Consider the following 26245-nt stretch of genomic DNA (forward strand, 5'->3'; position numbering starts at 1 on the left):
GCATCCTCGCGCCCCCTTTACCGCATCCCGCGCAGCCCTCCACGCCATCCTCGCGAAGCGGGCATGCCGGAGCGGTCATTGAAACATGCTTGATACAGATCAAGGTTGCAGGACGACCGCGGCTCCTATCATTGACATCCAATCAACCGAAACGGAGAAGCACATGGACCAGGCGTTCAAGGAGTTCGTCCTGAAAGTGATCGACGGCGCCAGCGACCTGACGCTGGCGACCGTGCGGCCGGACGGCTACCCGCAGGCGACGACGATCAGCTTCGCCCACGACAAGCTGAACCTGTTCGTCGGCATCGGCAAGCACAGTCAGAAAGCCAACAATGTCCGGTATAACAGCAAGGTGTCGCTGACCATCAACTTGCCGTACCACGACTGGCGCGAGATCCAGGACCTGTCGATGAGCGCGCTGGCCGAGCTGCTGGCGCCCGGGCCGGATGTCGAGCTGGCCAAGTCGTGCCTGCTCAAGCGCTTGCCGCAGATCGCCGAATGGGGCGAGAACGGCCAGGCCAATGAGGTCGCGTTCCTGAAGATCACGCCGCAGGTGATCTCGATTCTCGACTACACCAAGGGGTTCGGCCACACCGAGCAGGGCGTGGCCACCTGAGCGGCGACGCGCCGGCGTTCGGCGCGGCAAGCACCGTCAGCTGGTAAATTCGGCAGCCGTCGCCGTGCCGCTGCCGTGCGGGAACACCAGCACCGGGATCGCGCTGTGGGTCAGCACCTTGTGGGTTTCGCTGCCCAGCAACATGGCCTTGACGCCTTTGCGGCCATGCGACGCCATCGCCACCAGGTCGCAGTTGGCGTTGCGCGCCGCGTCGATGATGGCGTCGAACGGATAGTCCGACATCAGCAGCAGCGTGTTGCATTTGACACCGGCGTCGCTGGCCATCTGCTCGATGTGCTCGAGGTAGCGCTTGGCGTGCCTTTCGTTCTCCTGGCGCACCTGGGCATGTACCGCTTCTGTCACCCCAGGCTCGTAGGTAAACAGGTGCAACACCGGCATCACGTGAACGCCGGTGATGGCCGCGCCGGTGGCCTGCGCGAGACGAATGCACGACACGATCGCCGCTTCTGAATCGGCGCTGCCGTCGGTCGGCAGCAATATGTGGCTAAACACGCTCTCGCTCCTTATCGGCTTGTACATTGCCGTAGCGCGCGCGGCGGTCATGCCGACCGTCGGCGCGCGCGGCGCCTGTGTGCCGGCGCGCACGCGGCGCTTGCGCCCGCGTGGCGTTGGCCAGGGTCAGGTCCATCGTCGAGCGGTGCAGCAGCAGCCACTTCGGCAGCAACTGCAGCGCCTCGCGGCCAAGCTTGACATCGCCGCCTTCGACGTGCGGCTGGGCGTGGTGCAGGGCGGCGAGCGCGCGCGCGTGTTGCTCACGGTGACCGCGCAGCGCCGGGTAATGAAGTGCTTCCATCACCGCTTCCTCGTCGCGAAAGCTGATCTCAAGCTCGGCGATCAGGTCGTTAAATCCGTCCGCGAACTGATCGTCAGGTGTGCGGGCCAGGCGCTCCATCCGCTGCGCCATCGCGCGGCGTGCCTTGCTCATCATTTCGGCAACATTCTTTGCCATCGAACTGGTCGTGTTGAAGTTCATGATCAACCTCTTGCAAAAACGGGCGCCGCCAGGAAAAGGCGGCCCCTTTTCAGGGTGGGCCACGACGCCGGAAAACCGCTTTGATGCAAATCAAAAAAAGAGAAACCGGCCGGCGGCCGCATTGCCTAGCGGAAGATCAGCACCGGCACCTTGCTGTGCACCAGCACCTTTTGCGTCTGGCTGCCGAGCAGCACGCCGGCAATGCCGCGCCGCCCGTGCGAGCCCATCGCGATCAGGTCGCACTGGCGGCTGACCGCGGCATCGACGATCACTTTCCAGGGATCGTCCGACATCACTTGTTCGCAGGTGCAGGCGATGCCGGCCTCGCGCGCCGCGCCGCTGATGAATTCCAGGTACGTCACTGCGCGCTTGGCGCTGTCGACGGCGAACTGGTCCGACGTGTCTTCCACCATTTCGGCATGGTAGGTGAACGTGTGGAACTGCGGCACGACGGTCAGGCCGAGCACCTCGGCGCCAAGCTCCTTGGCGAAGGCGACAGCGGCAAGAATGGCGCGCTCGGATTGCTCTGAGCCATCGGTCGGCAACAGGATTCGTTTGAACATGCTGTGTCCCCTGGAAAAAAAGGCGCTGCGACGCGCGCTGGCGCTATTGGCGAATAGTCGAACAGGTAGTCTGTCGGTGCGCCGAGCGAGCAGCCTTGATGCATATCAAAGTGGCCGGCGTCCGGACAACGACAGTTGTTGCTGCGGCCTTGGTCCGGCGCCCGAACGCCGGGGCCGGCATGGCCTGCGGGCGGAATGGCATGTTCAAGCGCGTCTTGTTGATCCAGGGGCATCCCGACAGCGGCGGCGGGCACCTGTGCGGCGCGCTGGAGGAAGCCTACGCCAGGGGCGCCGTCGAAGGCGGCCACGAGCTGCGCCGCATCGACATCGCCGCGCTCGACTTCCCGCTGCTCAGGAGCCAGGACGAATGGGAGCACGGGCCGTTGCCGCCGACGCTGCTGCAGTCGCAGCAAGACATCCTGTGGTCGCAGCACATCGTGATTTTCTTTCCCTTGTGGCTGGGCGACATGCCGGCCATGCTGAAGGGCTTTCTCGAGCAGGTCGAGCGTCCCGGCTTTGCCTTCTCCGGCGACGCCAGAAATCCGTTTGCGCGCAAGGGCCTGAAGGGACGCTCGGCCCGCCTGGTGGTGACGATGGGCATGCCGGCGGTGGTGTACCGCGTGTTCTTCCGCGCCCACGGCGTCAAGTCGCTCAGGCGCAGCGTGCTCGGCTTTGCTGGCATCGCGCCGGTGGCCGACACCCTCATCGGCATGACCGGCAACATGAAGTCGCGCCGTGCCGCCCGCTGGCTCGACCGCCTGTTCGCACTGGGGCGGGCGGCGGTCTAAGGTGTCAGGTCTGACATTCGGACATTTGGTTGTTCAAATGTTCGAATGCCAGACCTGACACCAGCATTTATTCAAATGTCCGAATGTCAGACCTGACACCAGCATTTGTTCAAATGTCCGAATGCCAGACCTGACACCAGCATTTAAGTCCGCATGACGGCGGCATATCGGTCCAACGTCCTTGGCTTCCAGACCCTGCATTTACCATGGGCCTACCGCCCCAGCAGCTTCGCCACCCGCTCCACCGCTTCCTCGATGCGTGTCAGCTTGGTCGCATACGACAGCCGCACGTGGCGTGCCGGCGCGGCGAAGCCGAAGTCCGCCCCCGGCACGATCGCCACACCGGTTTTCGCCAACACATCCAGGCAGAAGGCGGCGCTGTCGCCGCTGGCCGTGTGCGCCAGCTCGCTGATGTCGGCGTACACATAGAATGCGCCGTCCGGCATCACCGGCACCTGGAAACCGAGCCCGCGCAGGGCCGGCACCAGGAAGTCGCGGCGGCGCTGAAATTCGCGCCGGCGCTGCTCGTAAATAGCGATCGAATCGGGATGGAAGCACGCCAGCGCGGCATGCTGGGCGATCGTCGACGGACAGATGAACAGGTTCTGCGCCAGCTTTTCGAACACCGGCACCAGCAGCTCAGGCACCACCAGCCAGCCGAGCCGCCAGCCGGTCATGTTGAAGTATTTGGAGAAGCTGTTGACGGTGATGACGTCGGCATCGAAGTGCAGCGCGCTGACCGGCGCATGGTCGTACGACAGGCCCTGGTAGATCTCGTCGACGATGGCAAAGCCGCCGCGCGCGCGCACCGCCGCCAGCATCTGCTGCATCTGCGGCCCGGTCATCGAGGTGCCGGTCGGGTTCGACGGCGACGCCACGATCACGCCGCGCGTGCGCTCGCTCCAGCGTTGCTCGACGTCAAGCGCCGTCAGCTGGTAGCGCTGGGCGGCGTCCGACGGCACCAGCACTGGCGCGCCGCCGAACGCCGAGACGAAATGGCGGTTGCACGGATAGCACGGGTCCGGCATCAGCACTTCGTCGCCGACACCGACCAGCGCCGCGCACGCCAGCAGCAGCCCGGCCGAAGCGCCGGCGGTGACGACGATGCGGCGCGGGTCGACCTCGATGCCGAAGGCGCTGGCGTAGTGCGCGGCGATTGCCGCGCGCAGCGGCGCCAGGCCGAGCGCATCGGTGTACTGGGTGGCGCCGCTCCTGATCGCCGCGACGGCCGCCTCGGCCACCAGGTCGGTCGCCGTGAAGTCCGGCTCGCCCACGCTCATGCTGATGACATCGACGCCGGAGCGCGCCAGCGCGCTGGCAGCCTTCACCACTTCCATCACGTGGAACGGCTCGATCGCGTGGACGCGCTGCGCGACCTGCAGCGAGCGCGCGGCCTGCGATTCAATCTGCGATTCAATGTTCAGCGGTGGTGTATGCGTCATTCGGGTCCTCTGCGGTTGCTGGTGCCTGCCGGCGTAGAGCGCTATGTTATACGAAGCGGCGGGGCGTTGCCGAGCGCCGTCGGGCGGAAGGGTTTATGCTAGTACCAGAGTCAAGGAGAAGCCTTTGGATACGCATGAAGCGGCCGGCGCGTTGGCCGAGTACACGTTCAAGATCGACGGCATGACCTGCGCTTCGTGCTCGGGCCGGGTCGAGCGCGCGCTCAGGAAAGTGCCGGGCGTGCTGGAGGCCAGCGTCAACCTGGCCACCGAAAAGGCCGCCATCACGGCATCTTTCGGCGTCACCGCGCAGACGTTGCAGGATGCCGTGCAGCGCGCCGGCTATGCCGCCGCCGAGCTGCGCGCAGCGGCCCCGGCGGTGCGCGACGCGCCGGCGCCATGGTGGCCGGTGGCGCTGGCGGCTGCGCTGTCGCTGCCGCTGATCGCGCCGATGCTGCTGCAGCAGTTCGGCGTGCACTGGATGCTGCCCGGCTGGCTGCAGCTGGCGCTGGCCACCCCGGTTCAGTTCTGGTTCGGCGCGCGCTTTTACCGCGCCGGCTGGCACGCGGCGCGCGCAATGAGCGGCAACATGGACCTGCTGGTGGCGATCGGCACCAGCGCCGCCTACGGCCTGTCGCTGTACCTGATGCTGGCGCACGGCGACAGCGCGCCGCACCTGTACTTCGAATCGTCGGCCACCGTCATCACGCTGGTGTTGCTGGGAAAATGGCTCGAGGCGCGCGCCAAGCGCCAGACGCTGGCCGCGCTCGGCGCGCTCGAGTCGCTGCGCCCGGCGCAGGCGATGGTTCGCCGCGCTGGCGTCGACGCGGTGGTGGCGGTCGCCGAAGTGCGGGTCGGCGACACCGTCATCGTGCGCCCGGGCGACCGCGTGCCGGTCGACGGCGTCGTCGTCGAAGGCAGCAGCGAGCTTGACGAGTCGCTGCTGACCGGCGAGAGCATGCCGGTACCGAAGCACGCCGGCAGCGCCGTCACCGGCGGCGCCGTCAACGCCGGCGGCATGCTGGTGATCACGGCCACCGCCGTCGGCGGCGCCACCATGCTGTCGCGGATCATCCGGCTGGTCGAGGACGCGCAGGCGGTGAAGGCGCCGATCCAGCGCCTGGTCGACAAGGTCAGCGCCATATTCGTGCCGGTGGTGCTGCTCATTTCGGTGCTGACCCTGCTGGCCTGGGGCGTGATCGGCGGCGACTGGCAGCAGGCGCTGCTCAACGCGGTGGCGGTGCAGGTGATCGCCTGCCCGTGCGCGCTGGGCCTGGCCACGCCGACGTCCATCATGGCCGGCACCGGCGTCGCCGCCCGCTACGGCATCCTGATCAAGGACGCCGACGCGCTGGAGACGGCGCACGCGGTGACGGCGGTGGTGTTCGACAAGACCGGCACGCTGACCGAAGGGCGGCCGACCCTGGCCGCGGTAGAGGGCGAGCCGGAGGTGCTGGCGCTGGCGTGGGCGGTGCAGCAGTACAGCGACCATCCGCTGGCCAGCGCGGTGGCCACGGCCGCGCGCGCGGCCACCGCTGCGCCGGCCGCCGCCAGCGGTGCGCAGGCGCTGCCAGGGCGCGGCGTCAGCGCGGTGGTGGGCGAGTCGACCGTCTACCTCGGCAACGCTCGGATGATGCGCGAGCTTGGCGTCGATGTCGGCAGCGCCGAAGCGCACGAGCGGCTCGGCCGCACCGTGTCGTACCTGGCGCTGGCAAGCGCGGGCGGCACGCCGCGCCTGGCCGGCCTGCTGGCGTTCGGCGACACTGTCAAGCCGACCGCGCGCGCGGCGGTGGCACGCCTGCAGCGGCTCGGCATCAAGTGCGTCATGCTCACCGGCGACAATGCCGGCAGCGCCGGCGCGGTGGCGGCGGCGGTCGGCATCACCGATTTCCGCGCCGAGGTTCTGCCGGCCGAAAAGAGCCAGGCGGTGGCGGACCTGAAGCGCGAGGGCCACATCGTGGCGATGGTCGGCGACGGCATCAACGACGCGCCGGCGCTGGCGGCGGCCCACATCGGCATCGCCATGGCTACCGGCACCGACGTGGCGATGCACACGGCCGGCATCACGCTGATGCGCGGCGACCCGGCGCTGGTGGCCGACGCGATCGCCATCTCGAACCGCACCTACCGCAAGATCCGCCAGAACCTGGGCTGGGCATTCGTCTACAACATCGTCGGCGTGCCGCTCGCCGCTTTCGGCCTGCTCAACCCGATCATCGCCGGCGCCGCGATGGCGCTCAGCTCAGTGAGCGTGGTGACCAACGCGCTGCTGCTGCGCCGCTGGCGGCCGCTGAAAATTGAATCGGGAGCGCTGTCATGACGACCATTACCGTGCTGCCGCACCCGGAACTGGCGCCCGCCGGCGCAAGCTTCGAAGCGCAGGCCGGCACCACCATCTGCGACGCGCTGCTCGACAACGGCATCGAGATCGAGCACGCCTGCGGCAAGGTCGGCGCCTGCACGACGTGCCACGTGGTGCTCAAGGAAGGTTTCGACTCGCTCGGCGAGATCGGCGACAACGAGGAAGACCTGCTTGACCGCGCCTGGGGCCTGCAGCCGACGTCGCGCCTGTCGTGCCAGGCGCGCGTCGCCGACGCCGCACTTGTGGTGGAGATTCCGCGCTACACGATCAACATGGCCAAGGAAAACGGCTAGCGCGCCGCCCGTCGTCCTCGCGAACGCAACCGCGTCAATCGACCCTGCCCACCGCGCACACCGACTTGCTGCCGGTGATCCTGCAGGTGTTGCGCACGGCGCCCTTGGTATCCCACACCTTCACATCCCACTGCTCGGCGCCGGCGCGCTCCATCGTCATGTAGCCGAAGCCGCCCACCCATGAACTGAACTGGTCGACCAGCGCACCCGGCGCCGGCGTCGCCGCTGGCGGCAGCACCGCCGGCAGCGGCACGGTATCTTCCGCCGTTCCGGAGAACCCGCTGACGAACTGGGTCGGGTGGGCGCTGGCAAAACTGACCTGCTCCCACAAATGCACGTGCCCCGACAGGATCGCCTTGACCCCCGGCGGCAGCAGCGCCGGGTTGACCGCGCCGAACGCATCCTGCAGGCCCTTGTCGCCGTTGAACAGCACCACCTCGCCAGCCTTGCCGCGGATCGCGCCAAAGCCGAGGATCGGGTGATGTTCGACCAGCATGCTGTACGCCGCTTTCTGCGCCAGCGTTTCCATCTTGCGGTAGCTGTCGGCGTACTTCGCCATCCGCGGATCTGTCGGGGCCAGACCCCTGTACGTGGTATTCGAGGTGTCGATCACAATCAGCTGGGCGCCGTCGCCCAGCGCCACCGCGTACGGGTCGCTGTAGTCGCCCACCGCGTCGTTGGCGGCGGCGTCGCAGTCGCGCCCCGGCAGCAGGGGCCGCGGATCGAGGAAGCGCAGGAAGCCCTGGCCGCCGCGCGCGCACGACTCGTGGTTCCCGCGCGCCATCACCCACGGCGCCGCGTTGAGCAAGGCGCGCCCGGGCGCGAAGAAGTCGGCGTCCCACGTGTCCCAGCCATAGCCCCACGGGCTGCCGGCGCAACCGGCGCGTCCCGGCGGGCAGGCGTTTTCGCGGTAGTGATAGTCGCCGACGTGCACCACCAGGTCAGGCTGCCAGGCCGCGGCCAGCGCGGCGATGCGGGCGAACGGATAGGCGGCCGGATCGTTGCAGTCCTGGTAGTCCTCGCCGCCGGTCTTTTTCAGGCGGCAGCCGGTGTCGCCGACGACGACGATGCGGTTCGGCTGCGCACGCGGCAGCGGCAACGCCTGGCCGGCCACCGACGCTTGCACGGTGCCGGCCGGGATCGCCGCTTCGCACGCCAGCACCGGAAATGCCGACGGTTTCGAGTCCGCCGGCGCCGACACGGTCGGGCGCTGCGCCACGGTGTGCGCCGGCGAACGCACCGCCATCGGGGCGTCGCGTCCGTCGATGCGGATCGTCGGGCAAGCCGCGCCGGCGGTCAGCACGCGCGCTACGGCGCTGCCGTCAACGCCGACGACGACGAACGACGCCAGATCCGGCGCGCGGGTCGGCGCGGCGCAGCCGGCCAGTGCGGCCAGCGCCGCAATGAGCGCGGCGCGCAGGGTAAGTACGGTAGGAAGCGACATCAACGTCCCAGCAGGCAAAAGGCGCCAATCTACCATATCGGCGCAGCGGCGCGGCCAGGCCGGACGCCATGCACGTTTGGCGACGGGTTTTTCGCCATCGTCAGATATACTTGCCCGCTGGGATCAACCAATAGCGGAATAACCATCTTGAACGAGTTTCGGAAACGCGCGCAGTTGCACGCAACGCAGGCAGTACACGGCGGCAGGGCATTCCTGCAGCAGGGCTATTTGCGCTTTCATGCCTACCTGATGCGCCGCCCGCCGGTGCATCGCGCCGCGCTGGTCGTGCTGTGGGGTTGCGCCGCGCTGATGGCGCTGCTGCTGGTGTATGTGCTGATCCTCATTCCGGTCACCCCCGGCATCAAGGACCTCAAGCAGGCGCGCGCGGCGCGGGCGTCGACGATGGTGTCGGCCGACGGCAAGGAACTGGCCAGCTTCGACCAGGGACTGCAGGAACGGGTCAAGCTGGCGCAGATCTCGCCGAACGTCGTCACGGCGCTGGTGGCGACGGAAGACCACCGCTTCTATCAGCACAACGGCATCGACTTCAAGCGCACCTTGGGCGCGCTCTACTACAGCCTGAAGGGCGACGCCCAGGGCGGTTCGACCATCACCCAGCAGCTCGCGCGCAACATGTTCCCGGAAGAGATCGGGCGCTCGCGCAACCTCAATCGCAAGCTCAAGGAGCTGATCACGGCGATCAAGATCGAGGCGACCTACAGCAAGACCGAGATCCTCGAGGCCTACCTGAACACGGTGCCGTTCCTGTACAACACCTTCGGCATCGAGATGGCCGCACGCACCTACTTCGACAAGTCGGCCGCGCAGCTCGACATCCTCGAGAGCGCGACGCTGGTCGGCATGCTGAAGGGGACCAATTACTACAACCCGGTCACCAATCCTGGCCGCTCGCTCGAGCGGCGCAACGTCGTGCTTGGCCAGATGCTCAAGCATGGCCTGATCAACCAGGCGCGCTTTAACGCGCTCAAGAAACGCCCGCTGCGGGTGCACTTCGCGCGCCAGGCCGAACGCGCCGGCACCGACACCCACTTCACCGCCCACGTGCGCAAGTGGCTCATCGAGTGGGCCGACGAGAACGACTACAACCTGCAGTTGGATGGCCTGGTGGTACACACCACGCTCGACTTCGCGCTGCAGCAGGCGGCGCTGCAGGCGGTCGAGCGCCAGGCCAACGCGCTGCAGGCGATCGCCGACGTCGAATGGAGCCAGCCGTCGGTCAACGTCACCGGATCGACCGGCGCCTACGCCGCGATGCATCCGTCGGTCAAGCCGTTCCAGTATTTCTGGCAGTCGCACGCCGCGCTGGCCAACGCCTTCGTGCGCGAGACGCCGGAATACCGCAAGGCGGTCGAAGACGGCGAGGCGCCGGCCGCCGCGCTCAAGCGCCTGAAGGCCGATCGCGCCTTCATAGCAGGGCTGCGCTCGGCCAAGACGCGCCTGGAAGCGGGCTTCGTCGCGCTCGATCCGGCCACCGGCGCAGTCAAGGCCTGGGTCGGCAGCCGCGACTTCAAGCGCGACCAGTTCGACCACGTCGCCAAGGCCGAGCGCCAGCCCGGCTCCACCTTCAAGCCGGTGGTGTACGGCGCGGCGCTGGAAAAGGGCCTGGCGCCGGAAAAGCCGTACGTCGACGCGGTAATGAACATCAAGGCCGGCGACGGCACCGTCTGGCGCCCGACCGACATGAGCGGCACCAGCGGCGCCCAGATGACGATGCGCGATGGCCTGGTGTTCTCGAAGAACACCATCACCGCGCAGGTGATGCAGGACGTCGGCGTCGGCGCCATCGTCGACCTGGCCAAGGCGCTCGGCATCAACCAGAGCAAGCTGCAGCCGGTGCCGTCGCTGGCGCTCGGTACCAGCCCGGTAACGCTGCTCGAGATGGTCAGCGCCTATTCCACCATTGCGGCGCAGGGCGACTACCGCAAGCCCGCTTTCGTCACCCACATCACTGACCGCGAAGGCAAGGTCGTCGCACAGTTCGCCGCCGAGGCGCCGCGCCGCGCCATGAAGGCCGAGTCGGCGGCGACGCTGATCGACATGATGCGCGGCGTCGTCAACCGCGGCACCGGCACCGCGGTGCGACACCGCTTCGGCATCACCGGCGACGTCGCCGGCAAGACCGGCACCACGCAGAACAACGCCGACGGCTGGTTCATCATGATGCATCCGAACCTGGTCGCCGGCGCCTGGGTGGGCTTTAACGACAACCGCGTCAACATGCGCAGTTCGTACTGGGGACAGGGCGGCCACAATGCGATCCTGTTGGTGGGCGACTTCTTCAAGGTGGCACTCGACAGCGGCAAGATCGACAAGGCAGCACTGTTCCCCGGCGGCGCCCGCGTGGCGCCGCAGCGCCAGGAGGCGCAGGATATCGAGGTGATGGAGGAGGCGGGCGAAATGCGCCAGGAAGGCGCGCCAATACCGGTTGAGCCGCCGATGGAGGAGCCTGACCCGGACGATGCGCCGCCGCCGCCACCGGAGCGGCGCCTGGACGATCGCCAGTTCCAGCAGAGCCGCCAGTTCGAGCAGGAGCGCCAGGCGCGCGATCGCGACGTGGAAGTGGAACGCCAGATCGAGCAGGATCGCCAGTTCCAGCAAGACCGCCGCCAGCAGGAACTCGAACGCCAGTACCAGGACCGCATCCTGCAGCAGCAGCGCCGCCAGCAGGAGAGGCAGCAGGAACGCCAGTACCAGCAGCAGGCGCCGGATCTTCAGTAAGCAGGCGTTGGGTACGCACGCCGCCTATATTCGCGGACAGGTAGCTGCAACCAGCGTTTTACCTGAACCAAATAACCTCGCAGGAGGTCAAAATGACATAGTCATTTTGAGATTGAGCGACAAAAAAAGCGGCGGCCCGAGGTCCGCCGTCGTTTTTTCAGCGCCGCTGCTAATACACGATCACCGTCTGCGAACCGATCTTCACTGTGCGGCTGCTGCCGCCTGGCGTAATCGTCACCACGGGGCGCTTGCAGCCGACATCGAGCAGCACCAGAAATTCGGCATCGGACATGCCGTCGTTCTTCAATGTGAAGGCGCCGTGGCCTTCGACGGTGCCGGGCTTGGGCGCGTAGCCGGTGCGTGCTTCGTACGCGGCGCCAGCGCCGAGCGAGCGCACGCATACTGACTGGCCGCCGGCGCTGATGCTGACGTTGGCCGAATTGCCGGCCACGATGTTGGCCGGCGCATGCAGGTTGAACTCGTAGGTGTGCGCAGCGCTTGCCGATATCTTGTCGCGCACCAGCACCGCGTTCTGGCTGCGCAGGTACCACACCTGGCGCTTGGCCGAGCGCAGCTTGCCTGCATACGCGGGCGTGGCGTCGCCTTCGGCGTAGTCCCAGGTCGGCTGCGTCGAAAAGCTGGTGATCCTGCCGTTGCGCTGGAGCTGTTCGCGGTAGCCGCTGTTGTCCTGGCCCTTGCCGCCGTCGAAGGTGATGGCGTTGGTCGAGCGGGTCTGGCTGTACCAGTTGTTCCAGGCGGGCGAACCGAACCAGTCGTACCAGCCGGCCTTGGTCAGCAGCGGCTGGCCGGCGACCGACAACATGAACGAGTTCTGGTCGGCGTGGCTGTGGCTGAACGAGCCGTAGGGGCTCGACTTGAAGTAGAACGAGGTGCGCGACGGCGAGGTCACGTCGCTGTGCATCGCGGTCCAGCCGATGCTGGGAAAGTACGATGCGTTCGGCGGCGGCGCTTCGTACGCGGCGCCGGCCACCGGCATCGGATACGGCGCCTCGAGCAAGGTCAGCGTGTCTTCGCTGCCGCCCAGGCTGCGCTTGTACCAGGCCGCGCGCGGCGACGTCATGCGCGAGGCGAAGGCGTTGAAGACGCGCGTGTCGGGCACGGTGTCGGAGCCGTCGCCGAACAGGTGGGTGCGGGTGCCGGGCGGGGTGAACTGGGTGGCGTAGTCGAGAAAGCCGAGCGTCCAGGGCTTTTCGTAGAAGTTGACGCCGGTGGCGTTGACCAGCGGGTCCCACAGCGCCACCATGTAGCCGGCGGTGTATTCGGCGTAGGCGGTGCCGTTGGCGTAGCCGCCTTCTTCGCCGCTCCACGGCGACGGCGCGTTGGCGTAGGCGCGGAACGAAAAATCGAACCACTTCTGCGCGTCGGCAATGTCGCCCAGCGCCAGGGTCGAGATCAGCACGACGAAAACGAGGCTGGTGTTGCCGTGCGAGTCGAACGGGAACTGGTCGAGGCGGCCGTTGTTGCCAGCCAGGTTGGCGTAGATTTCGTTGGTGCGCGCCGTCACCGCCGCCAGCCAGCGCGCCTTGCGGGTGGCGTCGACGCTGGCGCCGAGCACGTCGACGGCCTTGATCAGCGACAGCGCGATCTGGCGCGTCGCCTGGTCCTGGTTGACGTAGCTGGTCGGCCCCTTCGGATTGAGCGCGGCCAGCTGGTCGCCCTTGCGCAGCGCCTCGGTCAGGTACAGCTGCTCGCCCTTGAGGCGGTACATCAGCGCCGCTGCCTGCAGCTGGCGGCTCGCTTCGTTGATGCGGGCGCGCACCTCGTTCTGCTGGGTGACCATCGATTGCGTCAGCGGCGCGGCGATCGACAGCGCCCAGCGCGAGTCCGACAGCGCCGGCAGCGCGGTGATCTGCGCCGTCACTTCGTTGGCCATGCGGCTGACGTACGGCTCGTAGCGCGAGCGGCGCGTGTCGTCCCACTGCGACACCGGCACCAGCGACGCGTGCAGCGAGCGTGGCCGCGGCTTCTGGAGGATGCGCGCGCGCAGGCTGGCGTTGTCGGGCACTTCGAAGCGCGTCGAGCGGGCGTTGATGGCGAAGCCGCGGCGGCTCGACCAATCGGTCGAATTGACCGGGCGCACGCGCCATGTATAGTTCCCGTCCGGCAAGGCCTTGGCCGGCAGGTACCAGTTGCGCTCGACCGTCACGCGGGTCGGCGCGGTGGCACCGGCGGCGAGAATTTCTACTTCGTAGGACGCCGGGCCGGACGCGTGGCGCGCCCAGGTGAAGCCCGGCGGGTTCTGCGGCTGGCTGTCGCCATTGGCCGGGTGCGGCTTGACCACCAGCGGATCGCTCGACCGGGCCCAGTCGGCGTCGGCGGCGCCGGCCGCCAGCAAGGAAGAGAGCAGGATCACGCGCCAGTACGACACTTTCATATCTGTAAAAGCTCCAGAGGATGATGAGGGAATGCCATCGTCGCGGCGCATTTTTTTATTGCGTGCTAAAAATAGTCCGTTCAATCAATTATTTTCAGGCAATTCAGGGCTGAAACATAACGGGCACATCCGTGTCGGGTTTCTTGTTTTTACAGCTTGTTTCAATTTGACCCGGCGAGGTGGACAGCCTGACATTTCGCACCTGCTGAAAAGCTGATAGGGCAAGATTTGCCAGCCGTTGTTGTTCAATTACCGCACGTTGCCGTCAAAGTGGACAAGAAAACAAGTTATTGGTGGAGATGCGCACCCAGATGGGCTAGAGTTGTTTAATAACAAACAACAAGAAAGCCGGGGAGTCGTGAAAAAATTGTTACAGCGCTTCTGGTCGCCCAAGCCGCCCAGCCAGGCGCACGTTGTCATTCGCGCCACGGCGGTGATCAACCACGTCATTTTTGATGTGGGCATCGACACGCTGGTGGGCGGCACGTTCGTGCTCGACAAGCGCTTGCGCCTGCGTTTTGTCAGCATGGCGCCGACCCGTGCGCGCGGCATTGTCGCCGCGCTGAAGGTGAGCCAACTGGAAGAGGCGGTGCTGTTGCGCGGCCTCGGCACCGACGAGGTGCTCGACATGCAGGTCGTCAGGCAACACTCGGCCTGCCTGGCGCGCGCAGTGGTGCGCGACCTTGGCGCGCAGTCGGCCGCGCTCAGGGCGCTGCCGGCGCAGCTCGGGCCGGCCGCGTAACGACGGCAGCGGCGCGCCGCGCTCAGCGCAGCGACGAGCGCAGCGCCGCCGATTCGAAGTACAGGGTACGCACCGCCGGGTTATGCGCGCGCACCGTGTTTTCGAGGCGCTCGATGGCATGTTCGACTTCGTCGATGCGCATGCCGCGCCTGAACTGCACGGACGCCGTCACCAGGATGTCGTCCGGTCCCATTTGCATGGTCAGCACGCGCTCGACCTTGCCGATGGCCTCATCGGCGCAGATGATGTCGCGCAGCGCGCCGGTTTCCTCGTGCCCGACGCTTTCGCCCACCAGCAGGTCGCCGGTCTCGCGCGCCAGCGTAAAGGCGGCGCCCACCAGCAGCAGGCCGATGACGACCGAGGCGGCCGGATCGAACAGCGGATTGCCGGTCCACTGGCTAAGGGCGATGCCGGCGGCCGCCACCAGCAGGCCGAGCAGCGCGGCCGAATCCTCGATGAACACGGCGAATACCGACGCGTCCTTGCTGGCGCGGACGGTCTGCCACAGATTGTCGCCGTCCTTGCGCGCCTTGTTCAGGCCAAGGCGCGACAGGTTCCAGCTATAGCCTTCGAACACGAAGGCAATGGCGAGCACCACGTAGTTCCACAGCGGATCGCCGAGCGGCTCCGGGTGCAGCAGGCCGTGCACGCCGTGGTAGATGGTCAGGCCGCCGCCGAGCGAAAACACCGACAGCGCGACGATCAGCGCCCAGAAATACACCGCTTTGCCGTAGCCGAAAGGATGCGCATGATCGGGCGGGCGGTTGGCGCTTTTCTCGCCGATCAGCAGCAGCGCTTCGTTGCCGGTGTCGACCGCGGAGTGGACGCCTTCGGCCGCCATTGCCGCGCTGCCGGTGATCGCCGCGACGACGAATTTGGCCGCGGCGATCGCCAGGTTGGCGACGATGGCGGCATAGATCACTTTCCTGGTGCCGCGATTGTCTGGCATCGTGGCAAGGTCGCGCCGTGGGTATTGCGATGGTTCCGCCGCCATTGGGATGTCCTTTGATTGCGCTTGCGAACGACGAGTGTAACAAGGCGCTGCTGATGAAGTAGCACGGATCGCCGGCGGCGCGCGCGATCCGGTATATTGGGTCATCTGTTACCAGCGAAGGATGTGCGATGAGCGTTCGCAACTTGCAGCACCTGTTCGCGCCGGCGTCGGTGGCGTTGATCGGCGCCTCCGAGCGCGCCGGCAGCGTCGGCGCGACGGCGCTGCGCAACCTGACCGGCGCCGGCTTCACGGGACCGATCTACGCGGTCAACCCGAAGCACCGGGAAGTGGCCGGCATGCGCTGCTACGCCAGCGTGGCCGAGTTGCCGCAGGCGCCGGCGCTGGCGATCATCTGCACGCCGCCGGCGACCGTGCCGGGCATCGTGCGCCAGCTAGGTGAGCGCGGCTGCCGCGCCGCGATCATCCTGACGGCCGGCCTGTCGGCGCAGCGCGACGCGCGCGGGCGCACACTGCAGCAGGCCGCGCTCGACGCCGCCCACCCGTATATCTTGCGCCTGCTCGGGCCGAACTGCGTCGGCCTGCTGGTGCCGGGCATCGGCCTGAACGCGAGCTTCGCCCATACCAATGCGCTGCCGGGCAAGCTGGCGTTCGTGTCGCAGTCCGGCGCCCTGGTGACCGGCGTGCTCGATTGGGCGCGCAGCCGCGGCATCGGCTTTTCGCGCTTCATTTCGCTCGGCGACAGCGCCGACGTCGATTTCGGCGATGTGCTCGACTACCTCGCCAGCGACGGCGAGACGAGCGCCATTTTGATGTACATGGAGGACGTGCGGCAGGCGCGCAAGTTCATGTCGGCCGCGCGCGCGGCGGCGCGCAGCAAGCCGGTGGTGGTGCTGAAGGCGGGCCGGATGCCGGAAGGGGCGCGCGCGGCGGCCTCGCACACGGGCGCGCTGGCCGGCGCCGACGACGTCTACGATTGCGCCTTCCGGCGCGCCGGCATGCTGCGCGTGCTCACCACCGAGGACCTGTTCGCGGCGGTCGAAACGCTGGCGCACGCGCGGCCGCTGCACGGCGAGCGGCTGGCGATCATGACCAACGGCGGCGGGCCAGGCGTAATGGCGACCGACGCGCTGGTCGCCGGCGGCGGCAAGATGGCGACGCTGTCGGTGCACACGCTCGCCCGGCTGGGCGAGCTGCTGCCGCCGACCTGGTCGCATGCGAACCCGGTCGACATCATCGGCGATGCGCCGGCCCAGCGCTACGTGCAAACGCTCGAACTGCTGCTGGCCGACGAGCAGTGCGATGCGGTCCTGTTCATCCACGCGCCCACTGCAATCGTGCCGAGCGCGGACATCGCGCGCGCCATCGCGCCGCTGGCCAAGGCGGCCTCGCGCAATGTGCTGGCGTGCTGGCTGGGCGGCGAGGCGGTGGAGGAAGCGCGCCGCATCTGCTTCGAGGCCGGCATCCCGACCTTCGACACGCCGGAAGACGCGGTCAACGGCTACCTGCAGATCGTCCATTACCGCCAGGCGCAGAACCTGCTGATGCAGGTGCCGCCGTCGGCCTGCAACGGCTTCGAGGCCGACCGCATCGGCGCGCGCGGCATCGTCCAGGCGGCGCTGGCCGAGGGGCGCAGCCAGCTGGCCGAGCCCGAAGCGAAGGCGGTGCTTGCCGCCTACGGCATCGAGGTGGTGCAGACCCGGCTGGCCGCCGACATCGAGCAGGCCGCCGCGGCGGCGATCGAGATCGGCTTTCCGGTGGCGGTCAAGGTCGTCTCGCAGCAGGTGGTGCACAAGTCGGACGTCGGCGGCGTCGCGCTCGATCTCGATTCGGCCGAGGCGGTGCGATCGGCGGCGCAGCGCATGCAGAAGCGGCTGGCCGAACTGCAGCCGGACGCGCGGCTGGACGGCTTTTCGGTGCAGCAGATGGCGCGCCGGCCCGACGCGGTCGAGCTGATCGTCGGCGCTGCCACCGACCGGGTATTCGGCCCGGTGATCCTGTTCGGCCAGGGCGGCATCTCGGTGGAGGTGACGGGCGACCATGCCGTTGCGCTGCCGCCGCTAAACACGGTGCTGGCGCGCGACATGATCGGGCGCACGCGGGTGGCCAAGCTGCTGGCCGGCTACCGCAGCCGGCCGCCGGCGGACATGGAGGCGATCCTGTGGACGCTGACGCAGCTGTCGCAGCTGGTGTCGGACATCCCCGAAATCGTCGAACTCGATATCAATCCGCTGCTCGCCGACAGCACCGGCGCGATCGCTCTCGACGCGCGCATGCGCGTGGCGCGGGCCGACTGCCGCGCGAGCAGCCTTGACCGGCTGGCGATCCGCCCCTATCCGCGCGAACTGGAAGAGAGCATCGAATTCGAAGGCCGCCCACTGCTGCTGCGCCCGATTCGCCCGGAAGACGGGCCGGCGCACCTGGCGTTTTTCGACGCGCTCACGCCCGACGACGTGCGCTACCGGATGTTCGTGCGGATCCGCGAATTGACGCCGTCGCAGCTGGCGCGCTTCACGCAGATCGACTTCGACCGCGAGATGGCCTTCATCGCCACGCGCGACGGCGCCGACGGCCGGCCGGAAACGCTCGGCGTGGCGCGCGTGGTGGCCGACCCCGACAACGTGGCCGCCGAATTCGCCGTGACGGTGCGCTCGGACCTGAAGGGGCATGGGCTGGGACGCACGTTGATGAAAAAGGTGATCGCATACTGCCGCTCGCGCGGCACGCGCGAGATCGTCGGCGAGGCGCTGCCGCAAAATACCCGCGTGATCCGGCTGGTGCGCAGCCTCGGCTTCGAAGTGACGCCGGCGCCGGAGGAGGGCACGATGCGCCTGCGGTTGCCGCTCGAGTAGCTTGCCTGGCGAGGGATCGGGTGCGCGAAGGATGGTGTATTTGTCGATTGGATGTTAAATTCGGCGACTTATTGCTGAACTACCCATCCAGGAGAAAAATGATGTCGATCCCCCGCCGGCTGTCCTTGCGCGCCGCAATTGCCACGCTGTTCGTGCCGCTCGTGCTGACCGCCGGGGCGCTGCCCCACGCGCTGGCGCTCACGCCGGCGCCGGTCGCGGCGGCGGCCACCAGGCCCGATCCGGCGTTCACGGCGTGGGCCGACAAGTTCGCCGCCGACATGGTGGGCATCGAGCCGCAACTGGCCACCTCCACCCAGTATTTTTCGGGCGCGCAGCAAGATGCGCTGGACCGCCAGTTGACGCCATTGACGGCGCAGCAGCGCGCCAAGCGTTCGGCCTTGCGGCGTGCCGGTGTGGCGCGGCTGAAACAATGGAACGTCGCCAGGCTCGATGCGACGCAGCGCACGTCGGCCGCGGTGATGCGCTGGTCGCTCGAGAACGACCTGGCCGGCGAGCCGTTCGACGGCTACCGTTTCGAGTTCAACCAGATGAGCGGCACCCACGTGTCGCTGGTCCAGTTCATGACCCAGCTGCACCCGCTGCGGCGCGCCGCCGACGTCCCCGCCTACCTGGCGCGGCTCGGCCAGGTGGCTGCGCGCATCGACGAGGCGCTGGTGCGCTCGCGCGCGGCGACGGCGAAGTCGCTGATTCCGCCGCGCTTCATCGTCGAGCGCGCGCAGACCCAGGTCGACACCTTCCTGGCGCCGGCGCCGGCGCAAAATCCGCTGGTCACCGCGCTGGCAGAGCGCAGCGCGGCGCTGGCCGACCTGACGCCGCAGGCGCGCGCCGACGCGGTCGAACAGGCGACGCGCATCGTTGCCGAACAGGTGCGCCCGGCTTACGCACGTGTGCAGAGTTTCCTCGCCGAGCTGCATCGGCGCAGCGGCGACGTGGCCGGCGTGACGCGCCTGCCGGGCGGCGCGGCTGCCTACAAGCAGGCGCTGGCCGGATTTACCGGCACCACGCTGACGGCAGAACAGATCCACGCGATCGGCCTGCGCGAAGTGGCGCGCATCGAAGCCGAGATGGACCGCCACCTGCGCACGCTCGGCTTTGCCGATGGCGCCATTCCGGCGCGCATGGCGGCGCTGGACGCGACGTTGCAGCCAACCGGCGCCGATCCGCGCGCGCAGATCCTGGCCAGCTACGCGGCAATGGAGGTCGACGCCGAAAAGCGCAGTGCGCCGCTGTTCAACCTGCGACCGCGCGCGCCGCTGGAAGTGCGGCGCGAGCCGGCGCTGACCGAGGCGAGCGCCGCGGCGCACTACACGCTGCCGGCGCCGGACGGCAGCCGTGCGGGCGTGTTCTGGGTGCCGCTGCGCGGACCGCAGTTCGAGATGACGAAGATGCGCACCCTGGCCAACCACGAAGGCATCCCGGGCCACCACTTCCAGCTGGCGATCCAGCAGGAGCAGGCCGACCTGCCGCGCTTTCGCAGCCAGCGCATCTTCGGCGGCGGCAGCGCGCACTCGGAAGGCTGGGCGCTGTACACCGAGAAGCTGGCGATGGAGCACAACTGGTACGAAGGCGACTTGCCGGGCCTGCTCGGCGCGCTCAATTCGCAGCTGTTCCGCGCGCGCCGGCTGGTAGTCGACACCGGCCTGCACGCCAAGGGCTGGACGCGCCAGCAGGCGATCGACTACGGCATCGGCGCGCAGGAAGTCGAGCGCTACGTGGTGTGGCCTGGCCAGGCGTGCGCGTACATGATCGGCATGCTGCGCATCGTCGAACTGCGCGAGCATGCGCGCGCGGCGCTGGGACCCGCATTTTCGCTGCCGGCGTTCCACGACGTCGTGCTCAAAACCGGCTCGGTGCCGCTGGACGTGCTGGCGCAGGTGATCGACCAGTGGATCGCCGTGCAGCGCAAGGCCTGACGCTGGCGCCGTCGGCGCTCACGACATGGGTTTGCAGTGTTCGGTGCCGGCCGCCAGCGCCTCGAGCGCGGCCGGCTGGACCAGCGTCACTTCGCGCTTGTCGACTTTCAGCAGGCCCTGCTGTTTGAAGCGCGACATCAGGCGGCTGATGCTTTCGATCGTCAGGCCGAGGTAGTTGCCGATGTCCTCGCGCGACATGCGCAGCTGGAAGCAGGTCGGCGAATAGCCGCGCGCCGCGTAGCGCGCCGACAGGTTGATCAGGAAAACGGCGAAGCGCTGCTCGGCGCGCATATTACCCAGTAACAGCAGCAGGTCCTGCTCGCGCGTGATTTCCTGGCCCATGATGCGGTGGAAGCGGCGCAGCAGTTCCGGTTCGCGGGCGAACAGCATTTCCAGGCTGGCGAACGGGATCTCGCACACTTCGCTGTCTTCCAGCGCGGCGGCGTTGCACTGGTGGCATTCGCCGCCGAGGGCGTCGAGGCCGAGCAGTTCGCCGGCCATCTGGAAGCCGGTGATCTGCTGTTCGCCGGCGCTGTTGAACTGATAGGTCTTGAAGTGGCCGAAGCGGATCGCGTACAGGTTACGGAACGGCTGCTCCATGCGGAACAGGCGCTCGTCGCGGCCGACGCGGCGCCGGCAGCCGGCGGCGTGGTCGAGCCAGCCGATGTCGGCCTGGTCGAGCCCGAGCGCGAAGCAGCGGCAGTAGATGCCGCCGGCGCTGCGCCGCTGCGCATCGGGATAGATCTGCGAGTAACTGATCATTGGCGTGGCCCGGTTTGAGTTGGCCTGCCCCGGTAGTATAGTGCCGCCCTTGCCAACTTGCCAGTGCTACGCATTGTGGGTCAGGCAACCGGCCTGATCCCCCATCGCGCTGACCGCCTGCGATGATTGCCCACGCCATGCTCCACGCACGGCGTACGATGCTTTGGGGTCTGACCCCGATTGTTTTTTAGGGGTGAATCGCTGCTGGCGCATTGGCGACGGCGCGAAAAAATAAATGGGGTCAGACCCGTTTAAAGCCCGGCGGTATGGTGCGAATGCCGGTTTAAAAACGGGTCTGACCCCAATTTCGTTCAAACTTTTCGCACGCTTGTTTCGAGCTGCGGCGCAATTATCGCCTGGCGAAGCGCACGTCCACCTGCGACACCTGGGCGTCGCCCTTGGGCTTCTTCGGCTTCTTCGGCTTCTTGACGACTTCGCCGCGCGTGTTGGTGACCGGCACCCGGTGATCGGGCTCGAAGCCGGCCTCGTCGACGCGCTCGAGCGTCTGGCCGGTCAGCACTTCGATCGCCGCCAGCTGCACCACTTCGTCGGCGCATACCAGCGAGACGGCTTCGCCGGAGGCGCCGGCGCGGCCGGTGCGGCCGGTGCGGTGGACATAGTCTTCGGCCACGATCGGCAGGTCGAAGTTGACCACCAGCGGCAGGTCGTCGATGTCGAGGCCGCGCGCGGCGACGTCGGTGGCGACCAGGATCTTGGCGTGGCCGGCCTTGAAGCGCTCGAGCGCGCGCTGGCGGGCCGGCTGCGGCTTGTCGCCGTGGATCGAATCGGCCGGCACGCCGTGCGCCTCGAGCGTCTCGACCAGCTGGTCGACGCCCTTGCGCGTCTTGACGAACACCAGCACCTGGCCCCAGCGCTTCTTCTTGAGCAGGTGCATGAACAGCGCGGGCTTGCGTTTCTTGTCGACCGGAACGATCCACTGGGCGATCGCCTTCACCGTCGTGTTGCGCGGGCTCACTTCTATGCTCAGCGGGTCGCGTAGCAGCTTGCCCGCCATCGCGCGGATCTCGTCGGAAAAAGTGGCGGAAAACAGCAGCGTCTGGCGGCGCGCGGGCAGGGCGGCGAAGACGGCGTCGAGTTCGCGCGAAAAGCCCAGGTCGAGCATGCGGTCGGCCTCGTCGAGCACCAGCGTTTGCAGCTGGTCGAACTGGACGGCGTTCTGGCGGTACAGGTCGAGCAGGCGGCCGGGCGTGGCAACGAGCAGGTCGAGGCCCTTGCGCAGCTTCATCATTTGCGGGTTGATGCTGACGCCGCCGTAGGCGACGTGGGTGCGCAGCGGCAGGCCGGCGCCGTAGGCGAGGAAGCTCTGGTGCACCTGTTCGGCCAGCTCGCGGGTCGGCACCAGCACCAGCGCGCGCACCGTGTTCGGCACCGCCTGGCCTTCCATCGTCAGCCGCTGCAGGATCGGCAGCGCGAAGCCGGCGGTCTTGCCGGTGCCGGTCTGGGCGGCGGCCATGACGTCGCGTCCGGCCAGCACGGCCGGGATGGCCCGGGCCTGGACCGGGGTCGGCGTCTGGTAGCCAAGCGCGTCCAGCGTGCGCACGAGCGGATCGATCAGACCGAGGGAGACAAACGACATGGGTAGCACCTGCTATTGAAAAGAGACGGGCGACAGTCTACCCTGTCGCGCGCCGACAAGTGCGAAAAACGGTGCGGCAGGGTCAGACTGCCGGCGCCGGCGCCTGTACTGCGGGCGGCGAGACGGTCGGCTTGAGCGGCTCGTGCTTGTCCTTGCAGGCGCCCAGGCACAGGCAGGCAAGCAGCATGGCGAACAGGGTTTTCATCGGGATTCCCTTGGTGAAACGACCATCATAATCAAAATGACCAGGGCGCGGCGCGCGCACCGCCGGCGCTATTCGGCGGCGGGAACGATGACGAAATCGCGACCGTTGAGGGTGTCGCCGTCGTGTGTCATGGTCAGCAGGTGCATGCCGGTGTCCTCCAGCTTGAGGCGCTTCAGTTGCTCGGGCGAGATGCGCAGCAGGTAGCGTCCCGGCAGCACGTACGGCAGCACATAATAGCCGTCGGACGTGCTGCGCACCGACGCCGCCACCCGGCGATCGGTGTCGACCAGCTCGATTTGCAGCTCGCCGATGCCGCGCTTGACTCCGCCGGCGAGCAAAAAGGCGGTGCCGTCGACTTCACCGGTAATGTTGATCGCGAATTCGAGCTGGGTGACCTTGCCGGGGCGCGGCACCACCCGCACGCCCTTGGTGCGCGCCACCCACTGCGGGTCTTCCAGCGTACTCGGGTCCACCGCCAGGTCGACGTTGGCGTTCGGCGGCAGGCGGTTCAGGTAGGCGATGCCGGTGGCGCCGGTGCGCGCCAGGTGGTTGCCGCCGTTGACGGTGAAGCCGGCGCCCTTGATCGGCTCGTCGCCGTCGTCCATGACGCCATTCAGGTTCTTGTCGAGAAATACCCGGATCGACGCCGAGCCGCTGTAGGCGATCGGCTGTGCGTCCGCCATCCATTGCCCCTGCCGCGGTTCGCGCCCGAGCGCGAGGAACAACTGGATGCCGGCGCCGGCCTCGTGGCGGCTGGAATAGAAGGCGCTGAGCCCCAGGCCGTAGCTGCCGAGACTTTTGTTGAGCGAACCGGTGACGCGGTACTGGCCGTCGTCGAACGAGCGCACGGCGCCCAGGTTGACCAGGTAGCCGTCATACAGCTTGTGGTCGAGCGTCAGCGCCAGCGTCGACAACGCATGTTGCGGCACGATCGTGTATTGCAGCTGGCCGCTGATGCCGAGCCCGGCGACGCGGCGGCTCAACTGCAGCATGCCGTCGGCGGCACGCGCGCCGGCCAGCGATTGCCAGCGCACAGAATTGCTCAGGGCCGTGCCGCCGCTGTAGAGGCCGACGCGCGCCAGCACCTCGGTCGCCTGCAGGCGCGAGGCGAAGGTGTCGCGCCGCACCTGCAGCGACAGCGGCAGCGGCAGCAGCCAGGCAGCGTCGACGGCGCCGTCGACGCGCAGCTCGTCGCGCGTGCGCACCGGATCGAGCCGGGCGGGGAAGGCTTCGCTGGTGAAGCCGTCCATCCGGGCGCGGCGCGCACTGAGCGCCAGGCCAGCGAGCTGGGTCTTCAGCGTCAGCTGGGCGAGCGTGCCGCCGGCGCCGTCGCGCGCCATTTCGCCGCTGAGGATGAACGCCTGCCAGTAGCTGTGCAGGCCGAGATGGCTGTAGCGGTGATCGGCGTCGCCCACCGGCGACTGGGTCAGGGCCGCGCTGGCGCTGAGGAAGCGCGCCACGCCCCAGTCCAGGCGGGCGGCGAAACGGTTGTGGCCGGCGACGTTGCGGTGCGCGCTGACATCGTAGAACACGCTGCCGGCCGGCACCGCCGAGCCTTCCAGCAGGAAGCTGCGCCGTTCGACCCGCAGCTGGCCCAGCGGTCCATGGAACACCAGGCGAAACTCGTTCGGTCCGTACGCCAACGGCTGGTCGTCGAAGCTGTATTTGCCGTCGGCGCGCGATTGCTGGAATCCGACCAGGGCATTGTTGTAGTACAGCTCGACGTCCCAGCCGGGCGGCAGGTCGCCCTGCAGGCTGTGGCGATCGAAGCGGGTCGGCTGGTCGAGCGGGCGGTTGCTGATCGCCGCGCCGTTTCCGGTGGCGCTGCTGTATGAAATATTGTCGATGCCGGGCACCTGGACGCTGCCGGCCTGCACGCTGCGCGCATGCAGCGGGCCGAGCAGGCCAGCGTCGGGATCGTGGCGTCCCATCGTCAGGCGCAGGCTGGCGCCGGCGCTGTCGCGCAAGCTGCGGCTGGCGAACAGGGCCGCCTGGGCGCCGAGCAGGTCGGCCGTCAGGTAGGCGGTGTAACTGGCGTCGGCCTGGCGCCGCGCCGGCGTGCGCAGCAGGTCGACGGCAACGGTCTGGTCAATGAAGGGCACGCCGCCCAGCGCATACGGCGTACTCACGCGTGGGTAGTTGGGGTCGACGGGATCGAAGGCGCCGGCGGCGCCGGCGCGCTTGCCGCGGTCCTGCCGGTCGAGCCCGGCCTGGAGCGGCAGCGTTGCGCGCGGCGTGACCATCACCGACAGGCTCGACAGGTCGATCGCGAGGTCGACCGGCAGCCAGCGCGCCAGCAGCGTGCTGGCGACGTAGATATCGTCGGCCTCCACCCTGACCATCGACCGGTCGAGCGTGTCGCGGCGGCCGTCGACGATTGCCTCGGCGCGCGGCACGTCCAGATTGAAGGTGCGTTGTTCGTTGAGCAGGAAGCCGCCGGCGCGGCCGGCGCCGGGCTCGGTCTTGATGGCGATCGTCAACAGGCGCGCCATTTCGCCCAGCGGCAGGAACACGCCGTGCGGGTACTGGTAGGCGTTGACCGCCTCGGACAGCAGGTGACGGCCGAGGCGCACTTCGAGCAGCACCGTGTCGGCCTCGGCCGGCGCGGCCGCCGCCGCCGCCGCGGCCGCGTCGACCGGGCAGATCAGCATCGGCGCCAGGGCAAGCAAGGCCTGCGACAGCAGTATCGGAATCGACCGCATGGTGCCGCCGCCAGCGGCGATGTCAGGGCAGCGCGAGGCTCGCTTGCGCCAGCACGGCGCCGCCTGCTTCGGCGCGCTCACGGTAAGTGACCGCCAGCGTGCCGCGTGCCAGCGTCAGTGTCGGCGACAACTGCAGCGGCAACGTCGCCTGGCGCGTGGCGTTCGGCGCGTACACGGCGATGCCGCCGATCTTGCCGACCTGCTGGGCGGCGCCGCCGTGCGGCGTGAAAGTGACGTCGAGGTCGCCGTACACCGACGCGTTGCCGCTGCGCGCGAAGCGCATCGCCAGTGCCGGCGCGGCTGGCGTGTCGACCAGCTGAAGGTTCGACAGCGCAACGCTGGCCGAAGTGGCGCCGTGGCGCACGATGACCGGCACCGACGCGCCCACCAGCGCGGTGATGGTGACGCCGATGCCGCCGGCGCCGGACGGGTCTTCGACACTGTTGGTTTTTACGGGGGGCAGCTTTTCAAAGTGCAGGTGGGAGCGGTATTCGCCGTCGGCCAGCTCGGCCGGCTTGCGCAGCATGACGCGCACCGTTTGCGACGTCCCGGGCTGCAAGGTGATCTGGCGCGGCGAAAAGCGCACCATCGGTTCGGCCGGCAATTCGCCCGGCGCCGGCGTGTCGATCGGCACGAATTCGCCGGCCTCGCTCATGCGCCGGTTGATGATGCTGAGCCGGTAGGTGGCCGGTTCGGTGCCGCTGTTGATCAGCTCGATCTGGGAGGCACGCTGGTTTTTTTCGAACACGACGCGGGTCGGATACAGCATCAGGTCGGCGCGGGCCGCCTGTCCGAACAGCAGGGCAGCGAGCAGGAGCAGGGCGTGGATGGGGCGGCGGGCGGTCGAACAACGCATGGTGTTTCCC

Annotated in this window: 20 protein-coding genes; 8 read left to right on the plus strand and 12 right to left on the minus strand. The window is 68.0% G+C overall.

Going from position 1 to position 26245, the window contains the following annotated elements:
* The first annotated feature begins 163 nt into the window (after positions 1-163).
* Positions 164-616: a pyridoxamine 5'-phosphate oxidase family protein gene (locus ACP7DD_RS05890; protein WP_426173766.1), complete on the plus strand. Its 453-nt coding sequence runs from the start codon at positions 164-166 to the stop codon at positions 614-616.
* 36 nt (positions 617-652) lie between these two features.
* Here the strand turns inward: ACP7DD_RS05890 and ACP7DD_RS05895 are convergent, their stop codons facing one another.
* The 3 genes from ACP7DD_RS05895 to ACP7DD_RS05905 all read right to left on the minus strand — a co-directional run bounded on the left by ACP7DD_RS05895 (position 653) and on the right by ACP7DD_RS05905 (position 2173).
* Positions 653-1129, minus strand: coding sequence for a universal stress protein (locus ACP7DD_RS05895; RefSeq protein WP_426173767.1), 477 nt, complete (start codon positions 1127-1129; stop codon positions 653-655).
* Positions 1122-1610, minus strand: coding sequence for a hemerythrin domain-containing protein (locus ACP7DD_RS05900; protein WP_426173768.1), 489 nt, complete (start codon positions 1608-1610; stop codon positions 1122-1124). The genes ACP7DD_RS05895 and ACP7DD_RS05900 overlap by 8 nt, the downstream gene beginning before the upstream one ends.
* 125 nt (positions 1611-1735) lie before the next feature.
* A complete protein-coding gene (locus ACP7DD_RS05905) occupies positions 1736-2173 on the minus strand; it encodes a universal stress protein (protein ID WP_426173769.1) in 438 nt (145 codons plus the stop codon).
* A gap of 200 nt (positions 2174-2373) precedes the next feature.
* Between ACP7DD_RS05905 and ACP7DD_RS05910 the strand changes: the two genes are divergently transcribed.
* Entirely contained in the window at positions 2374-2961 is a 588-nt protein-coding gene (locus tag ACP7DD_RS05910) for an NAD(P)H-dependent oxidoreductase (protein WP_426173770.1), read from the plus strand.
* A gap of 212 nt (positions 2962-3173) precedes the next feature.
* On the opposite strand, the gene ACP7DD_RS05915 is transcribed toward ACP7DD_RS05910, so the two are convergent.
* Positions 3174-4367: a pyridoxal phosphate-dependent aminotransferase gene (locus ACP7DD_RS05915; protein ID WP_426173824.1), complete on the minus strand. Its 1194-nt coding sequence runs from the start codon at positions 4365-4367 to the stop codon at positions 3174-3176.
* A 79-nt stretch (positions 4368-4446) separates the two neighbouring features.
* Here ACP7DD_RS05915 and ACP7DD_RS05920 point away from each other — a divergent pair, with 79 nt between their 5' ends.
* Both ACP7DD_RS05920 and fdx read left to right on the plus strand, forming a co-directional pair.
* The gene (locus tag ACP7DD_RS05920; RefSeq protein WP_426173771.1) at positions 4447-6720 is read left to right on the plus strand and encodes a heavy metal translocating P-type ATPase; all 2274 of its coding nucleotides are present in this window, start codon (positions 4447-4449) and stop codon (positions 6718-6720) included.
* The gene (gene fdx / locus ACP7DD_RS05925) at positions 6717-7055 is read left to right on the plus strand and encodes an ISC system 2Fe-2S type ferredoxin (RefSeq protein WP_426173772.1); all 339 of its coding nucleotides are present in this window, start codon (positions 6717-6719) and stop codon (positions 7053-7055) included. Before ACP7DD_RS05920 ends, fdx begins: the two co-directional genes overlap by 4 nt.
* A gap of 34 nt (positions 7056-7089) precedes the next feature.
* On the opposite strand, the gene ACP7DD_RS05930 is transcribed toward fdx, so the two are convergent.
* Positions 7090-8499, minus strand: a complete 1410-nt coding sequence (locus ACP7DD_RS05930; RefSeq protein WP_426173773.1) for a metallophosphoesterase family protein — start codon at positions 8497-8499, stop codon at positions 7090-7092.
* A 147-nt stretch (positions 8500-8646) separates the two neighbouring features.
* Here ACP7DD_RS05930 and ACP7DD_RS05935 point away from each other — a divergent pair, with 147 nt between their 5' ends.
* Positions 8647-11238, plus strand: coding sequence for a penicillin-binding protein 1A (locus ACP7DD_RS05935; protein ID WP_426173774.1), 2592 nt, complete (start codon positions 8647-8649; stop codon positions 11236-11238).
* 169 nt (positions 11239-11407) lie between these two features.
* Here the strand turns inward: ACP7DD_RS05935 and ACP7DD_RS05940 are convergent, their stop codons facing one another.
* The gene (locus tag ACP7DD_RS05940) at positions 11408-13633 is read right to left on the minus strand and encodes a heparinase II/III domain-containing protein (RefSeq protein WP_426173776.1); all 2226 of its coding nucleotides are present in this window, start codon (positions 13631-13633) and stop codon (positions 11408-11410) included.
* Positions 13634-13991: 358 nt separating this feature from the next.
* Between ACP7DD_RS05940 and ACP7DD_RS05945 the strand changes: the two genes are divergently transcribed.
* Positions 13992-14375 (plus strand): hypothetical protein, encoded by a 384-nt coding sequence (locus ACP7DD_RS05945; RefSeq protein WP_426173777.1) that lies wholly within the window; start codon positions 13992-13994, stop codon positions 14373-14375.
* 22 nt (positions 14376-14397) lie between these two features.
* On the opposite strand, the gene ACP7DD_RS05950 is transcribed toward ACP7DD_RS05945, so the two are convergent.
* Positions 14398-15324, minus strand: coding sequence for a cation diffusion facilitator family transporter (locus tag ACP7DD_RS05950; RefSeq protein ID WP_426173778.1), 927 nt, complete (start codon positions 15322-15324; stop codon positions 14398-14400).
* Between the two features lie 173 nt (positions 15325-15497).
* On the opposite strand from ACP7DD_RS05950, the gene ACP7DD_RS05955 reads away from it, so the two are divergent.
* Positions 15498-18179 (plus strand): bifunctional acetate--CoA ligase family protein/GNAT family N-acetyltransferase, encoded by a 2682-nt coding sequence (locus ACP7DD_RS05955; protein WP_426173779.1) that lies wholly within the window; start codon positions 15498-15500, stop codon positions 18177-18179.
* Between the two features lie 101 nt (positions 18180-18280).
* Entirely contained in the window at positions 18281-20113 is a 1833-nt protein-coding gene (locus ACP7DD_RS05960; protein WP_426173780.1) for a DUF885 domain-containing protein, read from the plus strand.
* 18 nt (positions 20114-20131) lie between these two features.
* Here ACP7DD_RS05960 and ACP7DD_RS05965 read toward each other — a convergent pair whose 3' ends face one another.
* From ACP7DD_RS05965 to ACP7DD_RS05985, 5 genes are all read right to left on the minus strand, one after another.
* Positions 20132-20875, minus strand: coding sequence for a helix-turn-helix domain-containing protein (locus ACP7DD_RS05965; RefSeq protein WP_426173781.1), 744 nt, complete (start codon positions 20873-20875; stop codon positions 20132-20134).
* A gap of 349 nt (positions 20876-21224) precedes the next feature.
* Complete coding sequence (locus tag ACP7DD_RS05970) at positions 21225-22472, minus strand: DEAD/DEAH box helicase (protein ID WP_426173782.1); 1248 nt, start codon at positions 22470-22472, stop codon at positions 21225-21227.
* An 82-nt stretch (positions 22473-22554) separates the two neighbouring features.
* Positions 22555-22677 carry a hypothetical protein gene (locus ACP7DD_RS05975; RefSeq protein WP_426173783.1) on the minus strand — a complete coding sequence of 41 codons (123 nt, stop codon included), beginning with the start codon at positions 22675-22677 and terminating at the stop codon, positions 22555-22557.
* 68 nt (positions 22678-22745) lie between these two features.
* Positions 22746-25460: an MSCRAMM family protein gene (locus ACP7DD_RS05980; protein WP_426173784.1), complete on the minus strand. Its 2715-nt coding sequence runs from the start codon at positions 25458-25460 to the stop codon at positions 22746-22748.
* A complete protein-coding gene (locus tag ACP7DD_RS05985; protein WP_426173785.1) occupies positions 25402-26235 on the minus strand; it encodes a fimbrial biogenesis chaperone in 834 nt (277 codons plus the stop codon). The genes ACP7DD_RS05980 and ACP7DD_RS05985 overlap by 59 nt, the downstream gene beginning before the upstream one ends.
* Between the last annotated feature and the right edge of the window lie 10 nt (positions 26236-26245).

This window comes from Massilia sp. TWR1-2-2 (assembly GCF_049897565.1).
Classification (GTDB): Bacteria; Pseudomonadota; Gammaproteobacteria; order Burkholderiales; family Burkholderiaceae_D; genus JAFCUW01.